This window comes from Streptomyces tagetis (assembly GCF_018069565.1).
Taxonomy (GTDB): domain Bacteria; phylum Actinomycetota; class Actinomycetes; order Streptomycetales; family Streptomycetaceae; genus Streptomyces; species Streptomyces tagetis.
In genome coordinates, this window is sequence record NZ_JAGPNL010000004.1 from 563,992 (window position 1) to 585,052 (window position 21,061).

Sequence of the window (21,061 nt, forward strand, 5' to 3'; positions counted from 1 at the left end):
CGTGAACTTACTGAGCCTTACCTCACCATCCGGGCCTCCCGGCGGAGGTTTTACGCTGGTGGGCGCTGCCGAGGGAGGCCAGCCGTCGTTGCTGAGGAATTCAGCCGCGCGTCCGTCGAGTGAGGAATGGGCGAGATGCCTGAGTTCGCGTACACCGATCTGCTCCCCCAGGGTGAGGACACCACTCCGTACCGGCTGGTGACGTCCGAGGGGGTCTCCACCTTCGAGGCCGACGGGCGGACGTTCCTCAAGGTCGAGCCCGAGGCGCTGCGCAAGCTGGCCGAGGAGGCCGTCCACGACATCCAGCACTACCTGCGCCCCGCCCACCTGGCCCAGCTCCGCCGCATCATCGACGACCCCGAGGCGTCGGCCAACGACAAGTTCGTCGCGCTGGACCTGCTGAAGAACGCGAACATCGCGGCGGCCGGCGTGCTGCCCATGTGCCAGGACACCGGCACCGCGATCGTCATGGGCAAGCGCGGGCAGAACGTGCTCACGGCGGGCGGCGACGAGGAGGCCCTCTCGCGGGGCATCCACGACGCCTACCGGACCCTGAACCTGCGCTACTCGCAGATGGCTCCGCTCACCATGTGGGAGGAGAAGAACACCGGCTCCAACCTCCCGGCGCAGATCGAGCTGTACGCCACCGACGGGGACGCCTACAAGTTCCTGTTCATGGCGAAGGGCGGCGGCTCCGCCAACAAGAGCTTCCTCTACCAGGAGACGAAGGCCGTCCTGAACGAAGCCTCCATGATGACCTTCCTGGAGGAGAAGATCCGCTCGCTGGGCACGGCCGCCTGCCCGCCGTACCACCTGGCGATCGTCGTCGGCGGCACCTCGGCCGAGTACGCGCTGAAGACCGCGAAGTACGCCTCCGCGCACTACCTGGACAACGTGCCCGCCGAGGGGTCCCCGCTCGGCCACGGCTTCCGGGACAAGGAGCTGGAGGAGAAGGTCTTCGAGCTGACGCAGCGGATCGGCATCGGCGCGCAGTTCGGCGGCAAGTACTTCTGCCACGACGTGCGCGTGATCCGGCTGCCCCGGCACGGCGCCTCCTGCCCGGTCGCCCTCGCGGTCTCCTGTTCGGCGGACCGCCAGGCCGTCGCCAAGATCACCGCCGAGGGCGTCTTCCTGGAGCGGCTGGAGACCGACCCGGCGCGCTTCCTGCCGGAGACCACGGACGAGCAGCTCGACACCGAGGGCGACGCCGTCCGCATCGACCTCAACCAGCCGATGGACGCCATCCTGGCCGAGCTGACGAAGTACCCGGTCAAGACCCGGCTGTCGCTGAGCGGCCCGCTGGTGGTGGCCCGCGACATCGCCCACGCCAAGATCAAGGAGCGGCTGGACGCGGGCGAGGAGATGCCGCAGTACCTCAAGGACCACCCGGTGTACTACGCGGGCCCGGCGAAGACCCCGGAGGGCTACGCGTCGGGTTCCTTCGGCCCGACCACGGCCGGCCGCATGGACTCCTACGTGGAGCAGTTCCAGGCGGCGGGCGGCTCCAAGGTCATGCTGGCCAAGGGCAACCGCAGCAAGCAGGTCACCGACGCCTGCGGCACCCACGGCGGCTTCTACCTCGGCTCGATCGGCGGCCCGGCGGCGCGGCTGGCGCAGGACTGCATCAAGAAGGTCGAGGTCGTCGAGTACGAGGAACTCGGCATGGAGGCCGTCTGGAAGATCGAGGTGGAGGACTTCCCGGCGTTCGTCGTCGTCGACGACAAGGGCAACGACTTCTTCCAGGACCCGGCGCCCCAGCCGACGTTCACGTCGATCCCGGTGCGCGGGCCCAACCTCGCCTGACGGCGGCGGACGGCCCGGCGGGAGCCCCCTTCCGCCGGGCCGTTCCCCTTTCCGTACGCCCCTTCGTCCTTCCCGTACGCCCCTCGCCCGGCGCGGCCGGCGCAACCCGGTCCCGGCCGCCCCCCGTTCGGCCCAGGGCGCGGAACATCCCGGAGCCCCGGCGCGCTGTACCCGGTATGAGCGACTACCGCATCGAGCACGACTCCATGGGCGAGGTCCGGGTCCCCGCCGAGGCCAAGTGGCGCGCGCAGACCCAGCGCGCCGTCGAGAACTTCCCCGTCTCCGGACAGCGGATCGAACGGGCGCACATCGAGGCGCTGGCCCACGTCAAGGGGGCCGCGGCGACGGTGAACGCGCGGCTGGGGGTGCTCGACCCGGACATCGCGGAGGCGATCGCGTCGGCGGCCGGGGAGGTGGCCGAGGGCCGCTGGGACGAGCACTTCCCGGTCGACGTGTTCCAGACCGGCTCGGGCACCTCGTCCAACATGAACGCCAACGAGGTCATCGCCACCCTCGCCACCGAGCGGCTCGGCCGGGACGTCCACCCCAACGACCACGTCAACGCCTCCCAGTCGTCCAACGACGTCTTCCCGTCCTCCCTCCACATCGCCGCCACCGCCGCCGTCGTCCGGGACCTGATCCCGGCGCTGGACCACCTCGCCGCCGCCCTGGAGCGCAAGGCCGGGGAGTTCGCCGACGTGGTCAAGGCCGGGCGGACCCACCTCATGGACGCCACGCCGGTCACCCTGGGCCAGGAGTTCGGCGGGTACGCGGCCCAGGTGCGCTACGGCGTCGAGCGGCTCAACGCCTCGCTGCCGCGCCTGGCCGAGCTGCCGCTGGGCGGCACCGCGGTCGGCACCGGCATCAACACCCCGCCCGGCTTCTCCGCCGCCGTCATCGAGGAGGTCGCCCGCGCGACCGGCCTGCCGCTCACCGAGGCGCGCGACCACTTCGAGGCGCAGGGCGCGCGGGACGGCGTCGTCGAGACCAGCGGGCAACTGCGGACCATCGCGGTCGGCCTGACGAAGATCGCCAACGATCTGCGGTGGATGGCCTCCGGGCCGCGCACCGGCCTCGCGGAGATCTCCCTGCCCGACCTCCAGCCGGGCTCGTCCATCATGCCGGGCAAGGTGAACCCGGTCGTCCCCGAGGCGGTGCTCATGGTCGCCGCCCAGGTGATCGGCAACGACGCGACCGTCGCCACCGCCGGCGCGGCAGGCAACTTCGAGCTGAACGTCATGCTGCCGGTCATCGCCAAGAACGTGCTGGAGTCGGTCCGGCTGCTCGCCAACGCCTCCCGGCTGCTGGCCGACCGCACCGTGGACGGCGTCGTCGCCCACCGCGAGCGCGCCCGCGAGTACGCCGAGTCCTCCCCCTCCGTCGTCACCCCGCTCAACCGGTACCTCGGCTACGAGGAGGCCGCCCGGATCGCCAAGAAGGCGATGGCCGAACGGAAGACGATCCGCCAGGTCGTCCTGGAGAACGGGTACGTCGAACGCGGCGACCTCACGCGGGAGCAGGTGGACGAGGCCCTGGACGTGCTGCGCATGACCCACCCGTGACGGCGCGCGCGGGCGGCCCACGGGACCGGCGCACGCGGAGCGCGGCGCCGGCCCGAGCGCACGCGAGCGACCCCCTGGCGGTGCCGGTACCCCGTCACCGCGTGCCCGGTGCACCTAATATCTGTCCATGGCAGACGGCGAGACGGTGAGCACGGCGGCGCAGGCGGGCGGTACGACGTCACCCTCGGCGGGGGCGCCCCCCGCGGCCTTCTGGGCGCCCGGGAGCCAGGTCCTGTGGCGCTACCGGGAGAACGGCGGGCGGCAGATCCACATCGCCCGCCCCGTCACCGTCGTCCGGGACGACGCCGACCTGCTCGCCGTGTGGCTGGCGCCCGGCACCGTATGCGTCAAGCCGGTGCTGGCCGACGGCACGCCGGTCCACCTGGAGCCGCTGGCCTCGCGCTACACCAAGCCCCGGACCGTGCGCCGCGACCGCTGGTTCGGCACCGGCGTGCTGAAGCTCGCCCGGCCCGGCGAGCCCTGGTCGGTGTGGCTGTTCTGGGAGCCGGGCTGGCGGTTCAAGAACTGGTACGTGAACCTGGAGGAGCCGCTGGCCCGCTGGTCGGGCGGGGTCGACTCCGAGGATCACTTCCTGGACATCTCCGTCCACCCGGACCGGGGCTGGCACTGGCGGGACGAGGACGAGTTCGCCCAGGCCCAGCGGGACCGGCTGATGGACGCGGCGCAGGCCGGGCGGGTGCGGGCGGCGGGCCGGGACGCGGTCGAGGTGATCCGCGCCTGGGGGCATCCGTTCTCGGACGGCTGGGAACACTGGCGACCCGATCCGTCCTGGGCGGTACCGTCGCTCCCCGGGGACTGGGACCGCGTCCCCGTCCGGGCGGCCTCATGAGACTCTTGATGAGCCCCCGGGCAGGAAACGTAGGATCGTCCTCCGCAAGGTCCGCGGAAGCGGCAACCGGCGGAGCGTGCGCTGTGCTTGACCGATCGTCACCGAGGGGCGGCAGGACGTGAGCGAGAGGTACGAGGGCATCACGGGACGGGGCCGCGGCCGGCCCGCCGGTGGCAGGGGAACCGCCTCCCAGCAGGCGGGAATTCCGTTCCCGGGGCACGTGTACCGGGTATCGGCGTTTCCGCGGGACGTACTGCACGCTCCGCGCGCAGTCCCGGACGGATGGATTCGACACGCGTGACGGAGCACCCGACCTCCTTCGACCAGCCCCCGGCGGGCACCGACCCAGCGGACCCACGCGGGGCGTTCCCGCGTCCCCCGGTGGCGCCGAGGGCCCCCGAGAGCGCCGCGTTACCGGCGCAGGGCCGACCCGGCGAGGCCCAGGGCGCCGCCCCCGCCGGGGAGTTCGAGCACGCCCAGCCCGGCGCCGAGCACTCCGGCGATCCGGACACGCACCGGCCCCGGCCGGCGGCGCCCGAGACGGTGCCGCCCCAGCCGGGCGCCCTCGGCGACGGTGAGCGGCGCACCATGCCCGCGGAGCCGGACCGGCGCACGGGCCGGCCGCTCGGCCCGGGGCGTCCGACGCCGATGCGGCGCGACGGGGACCGGCTGCGGTTCGTGGGCGCCGCCACCCGGCGGATCGCGCGGGGCATGGACCTCGACGAGATCGTCATGGGGCTGTGCCGGGCGACCGTGCCCACCTTCGCCGACGCGATCCTCGTCTACCTGCGCGAACCGCTGCCGGTCGGCGACGAGCGGCCCACCGGCCCCCTGGTGCTGCGGCTGCGGCGCACCGACCGGATTCCGGCCGAACGGGACACCGAGGGCGGTTTCATGCCCGCGGTGCAGCCCGAGCCCTCCGAGCTGGAGACGGTCGGCGCCGAGCGGTGCGAGGTGCGGCCGGGCAGCGCGCTCGCGGAGGTGCTGCGCGGGGTGCGGCCGGTCTTCACGGACACCCCCTCGGCCCGCGCGGCGCTGCCGGAACTGCTGGGCGACGGCAGCGAGTTCGCCGTGCCCGGCGGCCGGGGCGCGATCCTCGCGCCGCTGCGCGGCCGGCGCCGGGTGATCGGCGCGGCGCTGTTCCTGCGCGGTCCGGAACGCACCCCGTTCGAGGCGGACGACCTGCTGGTGGCGGCGCAGCTCGCCACGCACAGCGCGCTCGGCATCGACAAGGCAGTGCTGTACGGGCGGGAGGCGTACATCGCCGACGAACTCCAGCGCACGATGCTCCCGGAGAACCTGCCGCGCTGCACCGGCGTCCGGCTGGCCTCGCGCTACCTTCCGGCCGCCGAGACGGCGCGGGTCGGCGGCGACTGGTACGACGCGATCCCGCTGCCGGGCAGCCGGGTGGCGCTGGTGGTCGGGGACGTGATGGGCCACTCCATGACGTCGGCGGCGATCATGGGCCAGTTGCGGACCACGGCGCAGACCCTGGCCGGGCTGGACCTGCCGCCGCAGGAGGTGCTGCACCATCTGGACGAGCAGGCCCAGCGGCTCGGCCCGGACCGGATGGCGACCTGCCTGTACGCCGTGTACGACCCGGTCTCGCACCGGATCACGGTGGCCAACGCCGGGCATCCGCCGCCGGTCCTGCTGCACCTGGGAGGCCGGGCGGAGGTGCTGCGGGTGCCGGCGGGCGCCCCGATCGGCGTGGGCGGGGTGGACTTCGAGGCGGTGGACCTGGACGCCCCGGCCGGCGCGACCCTGCTCTTCTACACCGACGGGCTGGTGGAGTCGCGGCTGCGGGACGTGTGGACCGGCATCGAGCAACTGCGGGAACGGCTCGCCGCGACCGCGCAGCTCACCGGGCCGGACCATCCGCCGCCGCTGGAGGCCCTGTGCGACGAGGTGCTGGACATGCTCGGGCCGGGCGACCGGGACGACGACATCGCGCTGCTCGCGGCCCGCTTCGACGGGATCGCGCCGAGCGACGTGGCGTACTGGTACCTGGAGCCGGAGGACGCGGCGCCCGGCCGGGCCCGCCGCCTCGCCCGCGGGGCGCTCGCGCGCTGGGGTCTGGAGGAGCTGACGGACTCGGTGGAGCTGCTGGTCAGCGAGGTCGTGACCAACGCGGTGCGGTACGCGACGCGGCCGGTGACGCTGCGGCTGCTGCGCACGGACGTGCTGCGCTGTGAGGTCGGGGACGACGTGCCCCAGTTGCCGCGGCTGCGGCAGGCGCGGGCCACGGACGAGGGCGGGCGCGGGCTCTATCTGGTCAACCGGCTGGCCCGGCGGTGGGGCGCGACCCGGCTGAGCACCGGCAAGGTGGTGTGGTTCGAACTGAACCACGGCTGAGCCACTGCCCAGCCACGGCCCGGCCCGTGGACGGTGAGGGGGCGTCCGGTGGACCACCACCGGACGCCCCCTCACCGTCGTCGGGGCCGCTCGGCTACTGGGCGGCGCGGTCCTGCTCGGCCCCGGGGAGCGCCGGGTCGTCCGGGGAGGCGCCGTCGGAGGGCGGTTCGCCGGTGGGCGTGCCCGTGGGCGACGTCGGCGTGGACGGCTGGGTGGGCAGGGAGCCGCTCTCCTCGTCGGACGGCGGCTGCGCCGACGTCTCCTCGGCGGGGGGCGTCGCCTCCTCCGTCTCCTCCTGCGAGGGGGACTCGGAGGGCGAGGTGGAGGGCGAGGGCGAGGTGCTCGGCTGGACCGCCGCGCCCTGCTTGGTCTCCAGGTCGAACCGGCTGACCTTGTCCATCACGCCGAAGGTGTACGCGGCCCAGATCTGCGCCGGGAAGCCGCCGCCGTTGACGCGCGGCTGGCCGCCCGCCTTGTACATGGGGACCTGGGCGAAGGTCTTGGCGTCCTCGCCGAAGAGGCCGACGGAGGTGACCAGGTCGGGGGTGAAGCCGGTGAACCAGGCCGACTTGTTGTTGTCGGAGGTGCCGGTCTTGCCGGCGACCTGCTGGCCGCGCCGCAGCGGGTTGTCGCGCACCGACCGCTTGGCGGTGCCGTCGTCGACCACGCCGGTCAGGACGGAGGTCACCGTGTCGGCGGCCTCGCGGCTGATGACGCGGTCCCCTACGGGGTCGGGGAACTGGACGCTGCGGGAGGCGTGCTCGACGGACTTGACGACGGCCGGGGTGACCTTGCGGCCGTGGTTGTCGAGGGTCGCGTAGACGCCGGCCATCTCCAGCGGGCTCGCGCCCATGCTGCCGAGGGTCTGCGCGGGCACGGCCTCCATGCCCTCGGTCTCCATGCCGAGCTTGCCGGCGACCTCGACCACCTCGCCCATGCCGACGTCGACGCCCATCTGCGCGAAGACGGAGTTGACGGACTTGTTCATCGCCTCCTGGACGGTGATGTCGCCGTAGTCGACGTCGTCCTCGTTCTCCGGGGCGAAGCCGACCTCGCGGCCGTTCTCCACCACGGGGCGTTTGCTGGTGCCGTCGTAGAGGGTGTTGGCGGTGATGGGCACGTCGTCCTGGGTCTCGGCGTCCTCGTCGACGGCGGCGGCCAGGATGACCGGCTTGAAGGTGGAGGCGGGCTGGTAGTCGGAGCGGGTGGCGTTGTTGCGGAAGTGCTTGACGTAGTCCACGCCGCCGTACATCGCCACGACCGCGCCCGTCTTGGGATCGACGGAGACGGCGCCGGCCTGCACGTTCGCGTCGACCTCGCGCTGCTCGGGGTCGAGCCTCGCGGTGAGCTGCTCCTTGACGGCCTTCTCCAGCGCGGTCTGCTTCTTCTTGTCGATGTTGAGCTTGATGGTCCAGCCGCCGGCCTCGACCATCGCCTCGGCCTGCTTGGTGTCCTCGGCGGTGCCCTGGGCGACGAGTTGGCGGGTCAGCGCGGCGTTGGCGGCCTCGACGAGGTAGCCGGTCTGGCCCTCCATGCCGGGGGCGGCCTTCGGCTCCTTGGGCACGGGGAAGGTCATCGACTGCCGGGCGGAGGCGTCGAGCCACTTCTGCCCGACCATGTTGTCCAGGACGTAGTTCCAGCGTTCCTGGACGAGCCTCTTGCCGGTGTCGGTGGCGTTCGCCCAGTCGTACTGGCTGGGTGCCTGGAGCAGCGCGGCGAGGTAGGCGCCCTGCTCGACCGTCAGGTCCTTGGCGTCGACGCGGTAGTACGCCTGCGCGGCGGCCTGGATGCCGTAGGCGCCGCGGCCGTAGTAGCTGGTGTTGATGTACCCGGCGAGGATGTAGTCCTTGGACTTCTCGCGGTCCAGCTTGAGCGAGATGACCAGTTCCTTCAGCTTGCGCGAGACGGTCTGGTCCTGCGTCAGGTAGTAGTTCTTGACGTACTGCTGGGTGATGGTCGAGCCGCCCTGCGCGCCCTTGCCGGAGAAGGTGTTGAGAAGTCCGCGGGCGGTGCCCCTCAGGTCGACGCCGGCGTCCTGGTAGAAGCTCTTGTTCTCGGCGGCGACGAAGGTGTGCTGGACGTCCTTGGGGACCCTGGCCAGGTCGACGATCTCCCGGTTGTAGCCCTTGCGGGCCATGATCGAACCGTCGCTGTACTGGTAGGTGTTGCCCTGGCGCTGGGCGTCGGCGTTCCCCTCGGGGATCGAGATGACCATGTAGAGGACAATGAAGGCGCCCATGCCGAGCAGGCAGACGCCGAGGAAGCCCCCCACCATCTTCTTCCAGGTGAACAGCCGCCGTATCCGGCCCCGTCCGCCCGCAGGCGACGAGCGGTGCCCGGTCGCCGCGCGGCGGCCACCGCGCTGCCGCGCTCTTCTCTCTTCCGCTCGTCCCATGGTCCGATCCGCTCCGCTTCGGTCATGTGTGCTCACGCGTCACACAGGTTCGGCGCTCAGGTCAGCTCAGCAAGCTAACACCGAGGGGTGCGACAAAGCCCTGCCGATCCCCCCTTGTACGGACGTGAGAATCAGCACCCCTTTCCCTGGAACCGACGTACGAGGGGCGCGCAGGGTTGCCGTCATGCGTTAAAGTGATATCACTTAGCTGACACCAGGCTAGGCAGTCACCGACGTGCGCCCTGCCGCCGGCACGCCGCACGAGAACGGGGGAACCCCATGTCCACACCCGAGATCCCGCAGGCCACCGCGGACGTACCCGAGATGCCGGCCCCGCGGGTGCGGGAGACGCAGGCGCAGAGCATCGGCGGCGGACTCGCCCTGCTGCTCGGACTGGTCGGACTGCTGGTCGGCGCCGGCCTGATCGCGGCCACCGCGGCGGTCGACGCCACCGGCGCCAAGGCCGCGCTGATCGTGCTGGGCATCCTGATCGCGCTGGCCGCCTTCCTCGCCATGTGCGGGCTGAACATGGTGGCTCCGGGCGAGGCCCGGGTGGTCCAGCTCTTCGGCCGGTACCGGGGCACGATCCGCCAGGACGGCCTGCGCTGGGTCAACCCCTTCACCCAGCGCACCAAGATCTCGACCCGGGTGCGCAACCACGAGACGGCCGTCCTCAAGGTGAACGACGCCTACGGCAACCCGATCGAGCTGGCCGCCGTGGTGGTCTGGCGGGTCGAGGACACGGCGCAGGCCACCTTCGAGGTCGACGACTACATCGAGTTCGTCTCCACCCAGACCGAGGCGGCCGTGCGGCACATCGCCATCGAGTACCCCTACGACGCGCACGAGGAGGACGGCCTCTCGCTGCGCGGCAACGCCGAGGAGATCACCGAGAAGCTCGCGGTCGAGCTGCACGCGCGCGTGGAGGCGGCCGGGGTGCAGATCATCGAGTCCCGCTTCACGCACCTCGCCTACGCCCCGGAGATCGCCTCGGCGATGCTCCAGCGCCAGCAGGCCGGCGCGGTGGTGGCGGCGCGGCGGCAGATCGTCGACGGGGCGGTCGGCATGGTCGAGGCGGCGCTCACCCGGATCGCCGAGGAGGGCATCGTGGAGCTGGACTCCGAGCGCAAGGCGGCGATGGTCTCCAACCTGCTGGTCGTGCTGTGCGGTGACCGCTCCGCCCAGCCCGTCCTGAACACCGGGACGCTCTACCAGTGACGGCCCCCTCCGAGGAACCGGCCCCGCGGCGCCGGCCGCAGCAGCGCAAGCAGGTGCTGCTGCGGCTGGACCCGCAGGTGTACGAGGCACTGGCCCGCTGGGCGGGCGACGAACTGCGCTCGGCCAACGCACAGATCGAGTTCCTGCTGCGCCGGGCCCTGTCGGAGGCGGGCCGCCTGCCCGGCGACACCGGTCCGCTGCCCCGCCGCGGCCGTCCGCCGGGGAACACGGGACCACCTCCGGCACGGTGAGGAAGAAGGGCGGGCTCCTGTCGGGGGCCCGCCCTTCTTCCCTGTGACAGGGCTGTGACAACCACCCCTGACCTGCGGCCCCGCCCGGCGGACCTCCCTCTCCGGCATGGCGTGCACCGCTCTGCACGATCTGCCTATACACCCAGCGTATACACCGTGTGTAGAGTGAGGCGCATGTCCATCGGTCACACCCTCCTCGGGCTCCTGGAGTCCGGTCCGCGCCACGGTTACGACCTCAAACGCGCCTTCGACGAGAAGTTCGGTCACGACCGGCCGCTCCACTACGGCCAGGTCTACTCGACCATGTCCCGCCTGCTGAAGAACGGCCTCGTCGTGGTCGACGGCGTCGAGACCGGCGGCGGTCCCGAACGCAAGCGGTACGCGATCACCGACGCCGGCATCACCGACGTACAGCGCTGGCTCGCCACGCCGGAGAAGCCCGAGCCGTACCTCCAGTCGACCCTGTACACCAAGGTCGTCCTCGCGCTGCTGACCCACCGCGACGCCGCCGACGTCCTCGACGCCCAGCGCTCCGAGCACCTGCGCAGCATGCGCATGCTCACCGACCGCAAGCGCAAGGGCGACCTCGCCGACCAGCTCATCTGCGACCACGCCCTGTTCCATCTCGAAGCCGACCTGCGCTGGCTGGAACTGACCGCCGCGCGCCTCGACAAACTCCGCGAAACGGTGGCCCCATGACCGCGCCAGAAGGTTCCCTGCTCTCCGCCGAGGGCCTGTGCAAGGCGTACGGCTCCACGATGGCCCTCGACGGCGCCTCGTTCTCCATCCACCCCGGCGAGGTCGTCGCCGTCATGGGCCCCTCCGGCTCGGGCAAGTCGACGCTGCTGCACTGCCTCGCCGGCATCGTGCCGCCCGACTCCGGCACCATCCTCTACCAGGGCCGGGAACTGTCCGCCATGAACGACGCCCAGCGCAGCGCCCTGCGCCGCAGCGAGTTCGGCTTCGTCTTCCAGTTCGGCCAGCTCGTGCCCGAGCTGACCTGCGTCGAGAACGTCGCCCTGCCGCTGCGCCTGAACGGCGCCCGGCGCAAAGAGGCCGAGCGCACCGCGCTCACCTGGATGGAACGGCTGGAGGTCGACGACCTGGCCAAGAAGCGGCCGGGAGAGGTCTCCGGCGGCCAGGGACAGCGCGTCGCGGTGGCGCGGTCGCTGGTGACCGGGCCGCGCGTCGTCTTCGCCGACGAGCCGACCGGCGCCCTGGACTCCCTCAACGGCGAGCGCGTCATGGAACTGCTCACGGACGCCGCCCGCACCACCAACGCCGCCGTCGTCCTCGTCACCCACGAGGCGCGCGTCGCCGCCTACTCCGACCGCGAGATCGTCGTCCGCGACGGCAAGTCCCGGGACATGGAGCGCGCCGTATGAGCGTGAGCCGATGGGCCCGCGACCTGACCATGGGCGTCCGCTTCGCCGTCACCGGGGGACGCGAGGGATGGACCCGCGCCACGCTGACGGCGGTCGGCGTCGGGCTCGGCGTGGCGCTGCTGCTGCTGACGACGGCGCTGCCGAACGCGCTCTCCGTTCGACACGCCCGGGAGGCCGCCCGCGTCGACCTCACCTTCAGCCTCGACGCGCTGGAGAAGGCCGACGACACGCTGCTCGTCGCCCGCCTGGACAGCGACTTCCGCGACCGGTCGATCCGGGGCCGCGCCCTGGAGCCGGAGGGCCCGCGGGCCCCGCTCCCGCCGGGCGTGAACACGTTCCCCGCGCCGGGCGAGATGGTGGTCTCCCCCGCGCTGAAGCGGCTCCTGGAGTCGGACTCCGGCAAGCTGCTGCGCGAACGGCTGCCCGACCGGATCACCGGCACCATCGGGGAGGCCGGGCTGATCGGCTCCTCCGAACTCGCCTACTACCAGGGCATCGACGGACTCGCCCAGCGGCTCGACGACGGGAACGGCTACATCGGCCGTATCGACCGCTTCGGCGACCCCCAGCCGGGCGAGGAACCGTCCGACCCGGTGCTGCTCCTGCTGATCCTGGTCGTCTTCGTGGTGCTGCTGATGCCGGTCGCCGTGTTCATCGCCGCGGCCGTCCGCTTCGGCGGCGAGCGGCGCGACCGGCGGCTCGCGGCGCTGCGGCTGGTGGGGGCCGACGGCGGGATGGCGCGGCGCATCGCGGCCGGCGAGGCCCTGGCGGGGGCGGTCCTCGGTCTGGTCTTCGGCGCCGGCTTCTTCCTGATCGGACGGCAGCTCGCCGGGAACACCGTCGTGTTCGAGGTGAGCGTCTTCCCCAGCTACCTCAACCCGTCGCCCGTGCTGGCGCTGCTGGTCGCGGTGGCGGTGCCGGCCGCGGCGGTGCTGGTGACCCTGTTCGCGCTGCGCGGGGTCGTCATCGAACCGCTCGGCGTGGTGCGCACCAGCCGTCCGACCCGGCGCCGGCTGTGGTGGCGGCTCCTGCTGCCGGTCGGCGGACTGGCCCTGCTCGTCCCGATGACCGGGATGGGCCGGGACAACGGCGACTTCAACCAGTACCTGGTGACCATCGGCGTCATGTCCCTGCTCATCGGGGTGACCGCGCTGCTGCCCTGGGTGGTCGAGGCGGTCGTCGCCCGGCTCGGCACCGGCGGCGTCTCCTGGCAGTTGGCGGTGCGCCGGCTCCAGCTCAGCAGCGGCACGGCGGCCCGCATGGTCAACGGCATCGCGGTGGCCGTCGCCGGGGCGATCGCGCTCCAGATGCTCTTCTCGGGCGTCGAGGGCGACTACACCAACTCCACCGGGAACGAGGTGACGCTGGCCCAGATGGAGGTGAGGCTCCCGAGCCATGTACCGGTCGACCCGGCCGCCGAACGGCTCGGCGGCACCGAGGGCGTGACGGAGGCGTACGCCCTCGCCAAGGGCTGGATGGTCGACAGCGCCCACGACGCGGAGTCCGGCACCACCCTGACCGTCGGCGACTGCCCCTCCCTCCGCATGGTCGCCACGCTCCCCTCCTGCGAGGACGGCGACACCTTCTACGTCCGCGGCGCGGAGTACGACGGGGACGTCGACGTGGAGAAGATGGCGGTGCCGGGGAACACGATGTACCTCGACCCGTCGTACGAGGGCAACGAGGAGGGCCTGCAGATCCCCTGGACGATGCCGAAGGGCATGAAGGCGGCCGAACCCCGGCGCGGTCTGCTCGTCGGCATCGACCGGGGCGGCTTCCTGGTCACGAAGAAGGCGATGCCGGCCGCCGTCGCCCCGGCCCTGGACGGGAGCGTCTACCTGCGGCTGGACGAGTCGGTGCCGGACGTGCAGGACCTGGTGCGCAACACCGCGGCGGCCATCGACCCGCTGACGTACCCGATGACCTGGTCGGCCACCGAGCGCAGCGACCGCTTCACCGCCGTCCGCACCGGCCTCTTCGTGGGCGCCGCCTGTGTGCTGACGCTGATCGGGGCGAGCCTGCTGGTCTCGCAACTGGAGCAGTTGCGGGAGCGGCGCAAGCTGCTGTCGTCCCTGGTCGCCTTCGGCACCCGGCGCCGCACGCTGAGCCTGTCGGTGCTGTGGCAGACGGCGATCCCCGTCGCGCTGGGCCTGGTGCTGGCGACGGCGGTGGGCCTGGCCCTCGGCGTGGCGCTGCTGAAGATGACCGACACGCCGGTCCGTGTCGACCTGGGCAGCATCCTGGCCATGACCGGCATCGGCGGCGCGGTCGTCCTCGGGGTGACCCTGCTCAGCCTGCCGCCGCTGCTGCGGCTGATGCGTCCGGAGGGACTGCGGACGGAGTAGCGGCATACCCGCCGGCCGGGTGGCGTCCGGCGGGTCCGGGCCGGCGTGCGCGGCGCGCGCCGGCCCGGACGCGTGTCCGGCCCCTCCGATGGGGAGCTACTCCGTGACGATCCGGACCGGGAGGTCGCGCATCGCTTCCCTGAGGGCCGCCGCCAGTTCCTCGTACTCGGCGGAGCGCGCCGCGCCCGTGCGCATGGCGAGGGCGATCCGGCGGGTGGGGGCCGGTGAGGTGAAGGAGCCGGTGAGCAGCCGGCTGGAACGGGAGGTCTCCACCCGGACCGCGGTACGCGGCAGCAGCGTCACCCCGAGGCCGCCCGCGACGAGTTGGACCAGCGTCGACAGTCCGGCCGCGGTGGTGGTCGCCCGCGTGTCCGCCCGGCCGGCCTCCCGGCAGATCTCCAGGGCCTGGTCGCGCAGGCAGTGCCCCTCGTCCAGGAGCAGCAGCTTCAGCTCGCGCAGCGCCTCGCGCGGGATGCCCTCCCGGCCGCCGAGCCAGTGGCCGAGCGGGGTGACGAGCACGAAGTCCTCGTCGAAGAGGGGGAGTTCGGTGACCCCGGCGACGCCGAGCGGCACCGCGAGCAGCAGCAGGTCCAGCCGGCCCGAGGTCAGTCCTTCCAGCAGGCTCGCGGTCTGCTCCTCATGGACCTGGAGGTCGAGGTCCGGGTAGCGGTCGTGCACGAGCCGCAGCACGGCCGGCAGCAGGTAGGGTGCCACGGTCGGGATCGCGCCGAGCCGCAGCGCCCCGGTGAAGGGCGCCCGCACCGCCTCGGCCTCCTCCAGCAGCGCCCGTACCTCCGCGAGGACCGCCTTGGCCCGCACCGCGAGCCGCTCCCCCTCGGGCGAGAGCAGCACCTTGCGGGTGGTCCGCTCCAGCAGCGTGACACCGAGTGTCTCCTCCAGGGCGGACACGGCGCCCGAGAGCGCCGGCTGGCTCATGCCGATCGCGGCGGCGGCGTCGCGGAAGTGCAGGTGCTCGGCGACCGCCGCGAAAGCCCGCAACTGGGCAAGGCTGGGCTGCCTCTTCCGGCTCGTCACTGATAGCCACCTCCGATCAACACGACCGAGTGTAGCTATTTCACTAATCAATGCACTCTGTGCCAACATCAGGAACGTCCAACCCATGGGAAACACTCGCATTTGGGGTGTTTCTTCGCTGCAAGGAGAGCGCGTGCTCACTGTCGGTGACAAGTTCCCCGAGTTCGAACTGACCGCCTGCGTCTCGCTGGAGAAGGGCAAGGAGTTCGAGACGATCGACCACAAGACCTACGAGGGCAAGTGGAAGGTCGTCTTCGCCTGGCCCAAGGACTTCACCTTCGTGTGCCCCACCGAGATCGCCGCCTTCGGCAAGCTGAACGACGAGTTCGCCGACCGTGACGCCCAGGTCCTCGGCTTCTCCGGCGACTCCGAGTTCGTCCACCACGCCTGGCGCAAGGACCACGACGACCTGCGCGACCTGCCGTTCCCGATGATGGCGGACTCCAAGCACGAGCTGATGCGCGACCTCGGCATCGAGGGCGAGGACGGCTTCGCCAAGCGCGCCGTCTTCATCGTCGACCAGAACAACGAGATCCAGTTCACCATGGTGACCGCCGGCTCCGTGGGCCGTAACCCCAAGGAGGTCCTGCGGGTCCTGGACGCCCTGCAGACCGACGAGCTGTGCCCGTGCAACTGGAGCAAGGGCGACGAGACCCTCGACCCGGTCGCGCTGCTGGCCGGGGAGTGACCTGACATGTCGCTCGACTCCCTCAAGTCCGCCATACCGGACTACGCCAAGGACCTGAAGCTCAACCTGGGCTCGGTCATCGGCAACTCCCCCCTCCCCGAGCAGCAGCTCTGGGGCGCCGTGCTGGCGACCGCGATCGCCTCGCGCTCCCCGATCGTGCTGCGCGAGCTGGAGCCGGAGGCGAAGGCGAACCTCTCGCCGGAGGCGTACACGGCCGCCAAGGCCGCCGCCGCCGTCATGGCGATGAACAACGTCTTCTACCGCACCCGGCACCTGCTGTCGGACCACGAGTACGGCACCCTGCGCGCCGGTCTGCGGATGAACGTCATCGGCAACCCCGGCGTCGACAAGGTCGACTTCGAGCTGTGGTCCTTCGCGGTCTCCGCCATCAACGGCTGCGGCATGTGCCTCGACTCGCACGAGCAGGTGCTCCGCAAGGCCGGCGTCGACCGGGAGACGATCCAGGAGGCGTTCAAGATCGCCGCCGTGGTCGAGGCCGTCGGTGCCACGCTGGACGCCGAGGCGGTCCTCGCCCAGTAGCGCCCACGCCACGCCGTACGAAGAGCCCCGTCCGCCCTCCAGGGCGGGCGGGGCTCCGGCGTGTCCGGGAGTTCGGCGTGTCCGGGAGTCCGGGGGTCGCGGTGTCTTCGGGCTACGGCGTGTCCGGGGCGCAGTGTGCGCGGCTACGGCGTGTCCGGGCCCCGGCGTGTCCTCCCGGGGGCAGTGTGCCCGGGGCTACGGCGTGTCCCGGGGGCCGTGGTGGCTCACCGTTGCGGGGCCGGTTCCTCACCGTCGTGCGGGCCGGGCGCCGGGGCGGTGTCCTGGGCCGGCGCCTCGCGTGGCCGCGGCGTCTGACGCAGTGCCGCCTCGCGGGAGTACGCGCCGAGATAGCCGACGACGGTGTTGGCCACCGCCACCAGCGGTACAGCGACCACGGCGCCGCCGATGCCGGCCACCATGCCGCCGACGGCGACGGAGAGCACCACGGCGAGCGGGTGCACCCGCACCGCCCGGCCGAGGATGAACGGCTGGAGAATGTGGCCCTCGATCTGCTGCACCGCCAGCACCACGACGAGCGTCATGACGGCCGTGAACACGCCCTGGGTGACCAGTGCCACCACCACGGCGAGCGCCCCCGACATCACGGCGCCGACGAGCGGGATGAAGGCGAACAGGAAGATGAACACGGCGAGCGGGACGGCCATCGGCACGTCCAGGAAGTAGATGCCGAGCCCGATGAAGATGGCGTCGATCAGCGCCACGATCACCGTGCCCCGCACGTACGCGGTCAGCGTCCGCCAGGCGCGCGGGCCGGCGCCGGCCACGCCGGGGCGGGCAGCCGCCGGCACCAGCTTCAGCGCCCAGTGCCAGATCCGCCGGCCGTCGTAGAGGAGGAAGAGCACGGAGAAGGCGGCCAGCAGGATGCCGGTCAGCGCCTCCACGACGACGGTGACGCCCTCCAGTCCGGCCGAGGTGATCTGGTCGGTGTTGGCGCCGACCGCCTCGCGCAGGCTCTTGGCGATCTCGTTGATCTGCTTGTCGGTGACGTGGAAGGGGCTGTCCAGCAGCCACTTGCGCAGTTCGTCGATGCCGTCCTGGACCTGGTGGGAGAGGCTGCTGATGTTCTCCATCACCTGCCAGGTGACGAACCAGCCCATCAGGCCCATGACGACGAAGCCGAGGATCGCGGTGAGCGCCGTCGCCGGTCCGCGCGGCACGCCGTGACGGCGCAGCCAGGCCACGGTCGGCTGGAGCAGCGCCGTGATCAACAGGGCGGCGACGAAGGCCAGGACGACGAGTTGGACGGCGCTGATGACCCGCATCAGCACCCAGACGGTGCCGGCGAGGACGAGCAGCCGCCACCCGGCCTCGGCGGCGACGCGCATCCCCCACGGGACGGCCTGCGCGGGATCGGGCCGGTGCTGCGGCACCGGGACCGGCGGGTGGTCGAGAGGGTCGGACTCGGCCGCGTGCCCGCCGGACGCGGGTGCCCCGGGGGCGGGGTCCGGGCCGGCGAGCGGCACGGCACCGACGGGAACGGGGACGTCCGTCTCCGCTTCCACCTCGGCGCGGCGCTCGTCCAGTTGCCTGCTCATCCGCGTCAGTTCGGCACCCAGCAGGCCGAGCCACCCTGGCACTCGTGACATGATCCGTCCTCTTCCCCCGTGTGTCCCACCACTCCCCCGGAGCCGTCGGTTCCGACCGTACAGGGCGAAGCCCCCCACCATAGGACGGCGGGGGGCTTCGGGGGGTTGAGCGAGGACCGGGTCCGGCGGCTCAGTACCAGTGGTTGGCCTGCCAGAAGGCCCAGGCGTCACACGGGCTGCCGTAGCGGCTGTCCATGTAGTTGAGGCCCCACTTGATCTGGGTGGCCGGGTTGGTCTGCCAGTCGGCGCCCACCGACGACATCTTGGAGCCGGGCAGGGCCTGGAAGAGACCGTAGGCACCGGAGGACGGGTTGACCGCCTTGTAGTTCCAGCTCGACTCGTGGTTCACGATGTTGCTGAAGCACTGCCACTGGCCGGCCGGCACCATCTGGCGGGCCATGGCCTGGATCTGGCTGACGGTGTAGCTGCTCTGGACGGCGAAGCTGGTGGCCTCCTGGCGCGCGGCGTCGCGGCTGGCCGCGGCCTTCTCCTCCTCGCGCTTCTTGGCCTCCTCGGCCGCCTTCTTCGCCTTCTCCTGCTTGGCGACGGCGGTCTGGGCGGCTGCCTTGCGGGCGGCCTCCTCGGCGTCCTTCTTGGCGCTGGCGTCCGCGGCGATGGCCTGGGCGTCGGCCTGCTGCGTCAGGGAAGCGGTCTGCACCTGGGCCTGCTGGCCGACGGGGATGTCCGCGAGCAACGTCGTGCCACTGGCCGTCGCTTCGGCGTCGTTGTTCTGCGCCGTGCTGCCCGAGGCAACACCGACGACGCTTCCGACAGCGGTGACCGCGGTGGCCGAGGCCACTGCGAATCCCCGGACCGAGATCCGGCTCACACGGTTTCCTTCCAGCATCGCCCGCTTGGTGACCCTCGCGGACGCGATCGTGCCCCTGGCGCTGGCCTCCCCAACTGCGGGCCACGGGAGGCGCGGGCCCGGTGGACGACTCCCCGGCGGGGAGCGCCGCATGGTGCTCGGGCGGCATACGACGGTGCTATGGAGTTGGCGCGGTGCTGCGGTGGTGCCTGTCCCCCCGCTGCCGTGACAGCGCGGGGTGCCCCTGAGGGCGGTGTGTCGTATGCGGGGCCTGACAGGAGTGAGACTCTGCCGCAACCCGGCGGCGCAAGGCAATTCTCCGTTGCGTGTGAAAGCTCACATCCCGTTCGGCTCAGGGGAATCCGGGAATCTCCCGCGCGTGAAGGCGCCGCCCGGCTAGGCTCTTGGCCTTTTCCGGACGGCGCCGACGGACGAGGGACAGGCGGGGGACGGGCGGTGACGGACGGCCCGGGGGCCGCCCGTCGGGTCCGCTCAGATGTGACCGTCCTCCAGCATCTCCGTGACCAGCGCGGCGATCTGGGACCGCTCCGAGCGGGTCAGGGTGACGTGCGCGAAGAGCGGATGCCCCTTCAGCTTCTCGACGACCGCGACGACTCCGTCGTACCGCCCCACGCGCAGGTTGTCCCGCTGGGCGACGTCGTGGGTCAGGACGACGCGGGAGTTGGCGCCGATCCGGGACAGGACGGTCAGCAGGACGTTCCGTTCGAGGGACTGGGCCTCGTCGACGATGACGAACGCGTCGTGCAGCGACCGGCCCCGGATGTGGGTGAGCGGCAGCACCTCCAGCATGCCGCGGGCGGTGACCTCCTCGATGACCTCCCGGCTGGTGACCGCCGACAGGGTGTCGAAGACGGCCTGCGCCCAGGGGCTCATCTTCTCCGCCTCGGAGCCGGGCAGGTAGCCCAGCTCCTGCCCGCCGACCGCGTACAGCGGGCGGAAGACCATCACCTTCTGGTGCTGACGCCGCTCCAGCACCGCCTCCAGGCCCGCGCAGAGGGCCAGCGCCGACTTGCCGGTGCCGGCCCGGCCGCCCATGGAGACGATGCCGACGTCCGGGTCGAGGAGCAGGTCGAGCGCGATCCGCTGCTCGGCGCTGCGGCCCTTGATGCCGAACGCCTCCCGGTCGCCGCGCACGAGGCGGACCTCGCCCCCGGCGGTGACGCGGCCGAGGGCCTTGCCCCGCTCCGACTGGATGGTCAGGCCGGTGTGCACGGGCAGGTCGGCGGCCTCGGGGACGTACACGTGGCCTTCCTCGAAGAGGATGTCCACCTGTTCGCCCGGGAGGGTCAGCTCGGACATGCCGGTCCAGCCGGAGGCGTCCGTGATGGCCAGTTCGGCGCGGTACTCCTCGGCGAGCAGGCCGACGGAGGACGCCTTGATCCTCAGCGGGAGGTCCTTGGACACGACGGTGACGTCGAACCCCTCGGCCTGCAGGTTCCTGGCGACCGCGAGGATGCGGGAGTCGTTGTCCCCCAGGCGGTAACCGGTGGGCAGCACGCTGGGGTCCGAGTGGTTCAGCTCGACACGCACGGTGCCGCCGAGATCCCCGATGGGGATGGGGGCGTCGAGGCGACCGTGCCGGACCCGGAGTTCGTCGAGCAGGCGCAGGGCCTGGCGGGCGAAGTAGCCGAGTTCGGGATGGTGCCGCTTGGCCTCCAGCTCGGTGACCACGACGATCGGGAGCACGACCTCGTGCTCGTCGAAGCGGTGCACGGCGTTCGGGTCGGCCAGCAGGACGCTGGTGTCGAGTACATAGGTGCGCCGATCGGGCTTGTGGCGCTTTGTGCTGGTCACCACGGAAGGACGTACCCCCTCGGATGAGGTCGGGGAGCGACGGAGCGGATGCTGGGCCGGGAGGGCTGGAACGAGCCGGCCGGTCTACGGCCGCCCTGCGCGGGCGCGGGCCGTGGACCGGCCCTCCGCGGCTTCTTCCGTGCCGTGACCGCACGATCGGGCTGGTGCAAAGGGCCTCCCGGGCGGACGGCTCCGCGCCGCCCGCTGAGATCCGACACCCGTGGGTCGGGTGTCGACCTGCTTGGCTTATGCCCGAGAACGACCTCCGCCATGCCAGACGCCGGGACGGCGCACCGGTGAACTCCTCGTGACGCGCGGGGTCACGGGGTGGGGTGGGGGTGGGTGCGGGGGCCGGGCGCGGTGGGCGCGGGGTCTGCGGGGCCGGCGGGTCGGTGGGCGCGGGG

16 protein-coding genes are annotated in these 21,061 nt (G+C 72.0%); 11 read left to right on the top strand and 5 right to left on the bottom strand.

The window, feature by feature from the left end; translation table 11 throughout:
* Nucleotides 1-126: 126 nt before the first annotated feature.
* The 4 genes from J5Y05_RS18225 to J5Y05_RS18240 all read left to right on the top strand — a co-directional run bounded on the left by J5Y05_RS18225 (nucleotide 127) and on the right by J5Y05_RS18240 (nucleotide 6,570).
* The gene (locus J5Y05_RS18225; RefSeq protein ID WP_281730757.1) at nucleotides 127-1,803 is read left to right on the top strand and encodes a fumarate hydratase; all 1,677 of its coding nucleotides are present in this window, start codon (nucleotides 127-129) and stop codon (nucleotides 1,801-1,803) included.
* A gap of 176 nt (nucleotides 1,804-1,979) precedes the next feature.
* Nucleotides 1,980-3,365, top strand: coding sequence for a class II fumarate hydratase (locus tag J5Y05_RS18230; protein ID WP_210873725.1), 1,386 nt, complete (start codon nucleotides 1,980-1,982; stop codon nucleotides 3,363-3,365).
* 127 nt (nucleotides 3,366-3,492) lie between these two features.
* Entirely contained in the window at nucleotides 3,493-4,215 is a 723-nt protein-coding gene (gene fomD / locus J5Y05_RS18235; protein WP_210873726.1) for a cytidylyl-2-hydroxypropylphosphonate hydrolase, read from the top strand.
* Nucleotides 4,216-4,497: 282 nt separating this feature from the next.
* Entirely contained in the window at nucleotides 4,498-6,570 is a 2,073-nt protein-coding gene (locus J5Y05_RS18240) for an ATP-binding SpoIIE family protein phosphatase (protein WP_210873728.1), read from the top strand.
* A 94-nt stretch (nucleotides 6,571-6,664) separates the two neighbouring features.
* On the opposite strand, the gene J5Y05_RS18245 is transcribed toward J5Y05_RS18240, so the two are convergent.
* Nucleotides 6,665-8,965, bottom strand: coding sequence for a transglycosylase domain-containing protein (locus J5Y05_RS18245; protein WP_210873730.1), 2,301 nt, complete (start codon nucleotides 8,963-8,965; stop codon nucleotides 6,665-6,667).
* Nucleotides 8,966-9,244: 279 nt separating this feature from the next.
* Here J5Y05_RS18245 and J5Y05_RS18250 point away from each other — a divergent pair, with 279 nt between their 5' ends.
* The 5 genes from J5Y05_RS18250 (at nucleotide 9,245) to J5Y05_RS18270 (ending at nucleotide 14,164) form a co-directional block, all read left to right on the top strand.
* The gene (locus J5Y05_RS18250; protein ID WP_210873732.1) at nucleotides 9,245-10,183 is read left to right on the top strand and encodes an SPFH domain-containing protein; all 939 of its coding nucleotides are present in this window, start codon (nucleotides 9,245-9,247) and stop codon (nucleotides 10,181-10,183) included.
* Nucleotides 10,180-10,434 carry a type II toxin-antitoxin system antitoxin gene (locus J5Y05_RS18255; RefSeq protein WP_210873734.1) on the top strand — a complete coding sequence of 85 codons (255 nt, stop codon included), beginning with the start codon at nucleotides 10,180-10,182 and terminating at the stop codon, nucleotides 10,432-10,434. The genes J5Y05_RS18250 and J5Y05_RS18255 overlap by 4 nt, the downstream gene beginning before the upstream one ends.
* A 174-nt stretch (nucleotides 10,435-10,608) precedes the next feature.
* Complete coding sequence (locus J5Y05_RS18260) at nucleotides 10,609-11,133, top strand: PadR family transcriptional regulator (RefSeq protein ID WP_210873735.1); 525 nt, start codon at nucleotides 10,609-10,611, stop codon at nucleotides 11,131-11,133.
* Nucleotides 11,130-11,819, top strand: a complete 690-nt coding sequence (locus tag J5Y05_RS18265) for an ABC transporter ATP-binding protein (RefSeq protein WP_210873737.1) — start codon at nucleotides 11,130-11,132, stop codon at nucleotides 11,817-11,819. Before J5Y05_RS18260 ends, J5Y05_RS18265 begins: the two co-directional genes overlap by 4 nt.
* Nucleotides 11,816-14,164 (top strand): ABC transporter permease, encoded by a 2,349-nt coding sequence (locus J5Y05_RS18270; RefSeq protein WP_210873739.1) that lies wholly within the window; start codon nucleotides 11,816-11,818, stop codon nucleotides 14,162-14,164. The genes J5Y05_RS18265 and J5Y05_RS18270 overlap by 4 nt, the downstream gene beginning before the upstream one ends.
* A 96-nt stretch (nucleotides 14,165-14,260) precedes the next feature.
* Here the strand turns inward: J5Y05_RS18270 and J5Y05_RS18275 are convergent, their stop codons facing one another.
* Nucleotides 14,261-15,199 (bottom strand): LysR substrate-binding domain-containing protein, encoded by a 939-nt coding sequence (locus J5Y05_RS18275; protein ID WP_210873741.1) that lies wholly within the window; start codon nucleotides 15,197-15,199, stop codon nucleotides 14,261-14,263.
* Nucleotides 15,200-15,332: 133 nt separating this feature from the next.
* Here J5Y05_RS18275 and J5Y05_RS18280 point away from each other — a divergent pair, with 133 nt between their 5' ends.
* Together J5Y05_RS18280 and J5Y05_RS18285 are read left to right on the top strand one after the other, a co-directional pair.
* Complete coding sequence (locus tag J5Y05_RS18280; RefSeq protein ID WP_210873742.1) at nucleotides 15,333-15,887, top strand: peroxiredoxin; 555 nt, start codon at nucleotides 15,333-15,335, stop codon at nucleotides 15,885-15,887.
* Nucleotides 15,888-15,893: 6 nt separating this feature from the next.
* Nucleotides 15,894-16,427, top strand: coding sequence for an alkyl hydroperoxide reductase (locus tag J5Y05_RS18285; protein ID WP_210873745.1), 534 nt, complete (start codon nucleotides 15,894-15,896; stop codon nucleotides 16,425-16,427).
* A gap of 224 nt (nucleotides 16,428-16,651) precedes the next feature.
* Here J5Y05_RS18285 and J5Y05_RS18290 read toward each other — a convergent pair whose 3' ends face one another.
* The 3 genes from J5Y05_RS18290 to phoH2 all read right to left on the bottom strand — a co-directional run bounded on the left by J5Y05_RS18290 (nucleotide 16,652) and on the right by phoH2 (nucleotide 20,660).
* Entirely contained in the window at nucleotides 16,652-18,034 is a 1,383-nt protein-coding gene (locus tag J5Y05_RS18290) for an AI-2E family transporter (protein ID WP_210873747.1), read from the bottom strand.
* Between the two features lie 130 nt (nucleotides 18,035-18,164).
* A complete protein-coding gene (locus J5Y05_RS18295) occupies nucleotides 18,165-18,863 on the bottom strand; it encodes an aggregation-promoting factor C-terminal-like domain-containing protein (RefSeq protein WP_504740153.1) in 699 nt (232 codons plus the stop codon).
* A 471-nt stretch (nucleotides 18,864-19,334) separates the two neighbouring features.
* Nucleotides 19,335-20,660 carry an RNA 5'-3' helicase PhoH2 gene (gene phoH2, locus J5Y05_RS18300; RefSeq protein ID WP_210873751.1) on the bottom strand — a complete coding sequence of 442 codons (1,326 nt, stop codon included), beginning with the start codon at nucleotides 20,658-20,660 and terminating at the stop codon, nucleotides 19,335-19,337.
* Nucleotides 20,661-21,061: the final 401 nt, after the last annotated feature.

Coding starts and splice junctions, on each gene's coding strand:
- J5Y05_RS18225 (WP_281730757.1), top strand. CDS start 127: ATGGGCGAGATGCCTGAGTTCGCGTACACCGATCTGCTCCCCCAGGGT.
- J5Y05_RS18230 (WP_210873725.1), top strand. CDS start 1,980: ATGAGCGACTACCGCATCGAGCACGACTCCATGGGCGAGGTCCGGGTC.
- fomD (WP_210873726.1), top strand. CDS start 3,493: ATGGCAGACGGCGAGACGGTGAGCACGGCGGCGCAGGCGGGCGGTACG.
- J5Y05_RS18240 (WP_210873728.1), top strand. CDS start 4,498: ATGGATTCGACACGCGTGACGGAGCACCCGACCTCCTTCGACCAGCCC.
- J5Y05_RS18245 (WP_210873730.1), bottom strand. CDS start 8,965: ATGGGACGAGCGGAAGAGAGAAGAGCGCGGCAGCGCGGTGGCCGCCGC.
- J5Y05_RS18250 (WP_210873732.1), top strand. CDS start 9,245: ATGTCCACACCCGAGATCCCGCAGGCCACCGCGGACGTACCCGAGATG.
- J5Y05_RS18260 (WP_210873735.1), top strand. CDS start 10,609: ATGTCCATCGGTCACACCCTCCTCGGGCTCCTGGAGTCCGGTCCGCGC.
- J5Y05_RS18265 (WP_210873737.1), top strand. CDS start 11,130: ATGACCGCGCCAGAAGGTTCCCTGCTCTCCGCCGAGGGCCTGTGCAAG.
- J5Y05_RS18270 (WP_210873739.1), top strand. CDS start 11,816: ATGAGCGTGAGCCGATGGGCCCGCGACCTGACCATGGGCGTCCGCTTC.
- J5Y05_RS18285 (WP_210873745.1), top strand. CDS start 15,894: ATGTCGCTCGACTCCCTCAAGTCCGCCATACCGGACTACGCCAAGGAC.
- J5Y05_RS18290 (WP_210873747.1), bottom strand. CDS start 18,034: ATGTCACGAGTGCCAGGGTGGCTCGGCCTGCTGGGTGCCGAACTGACG.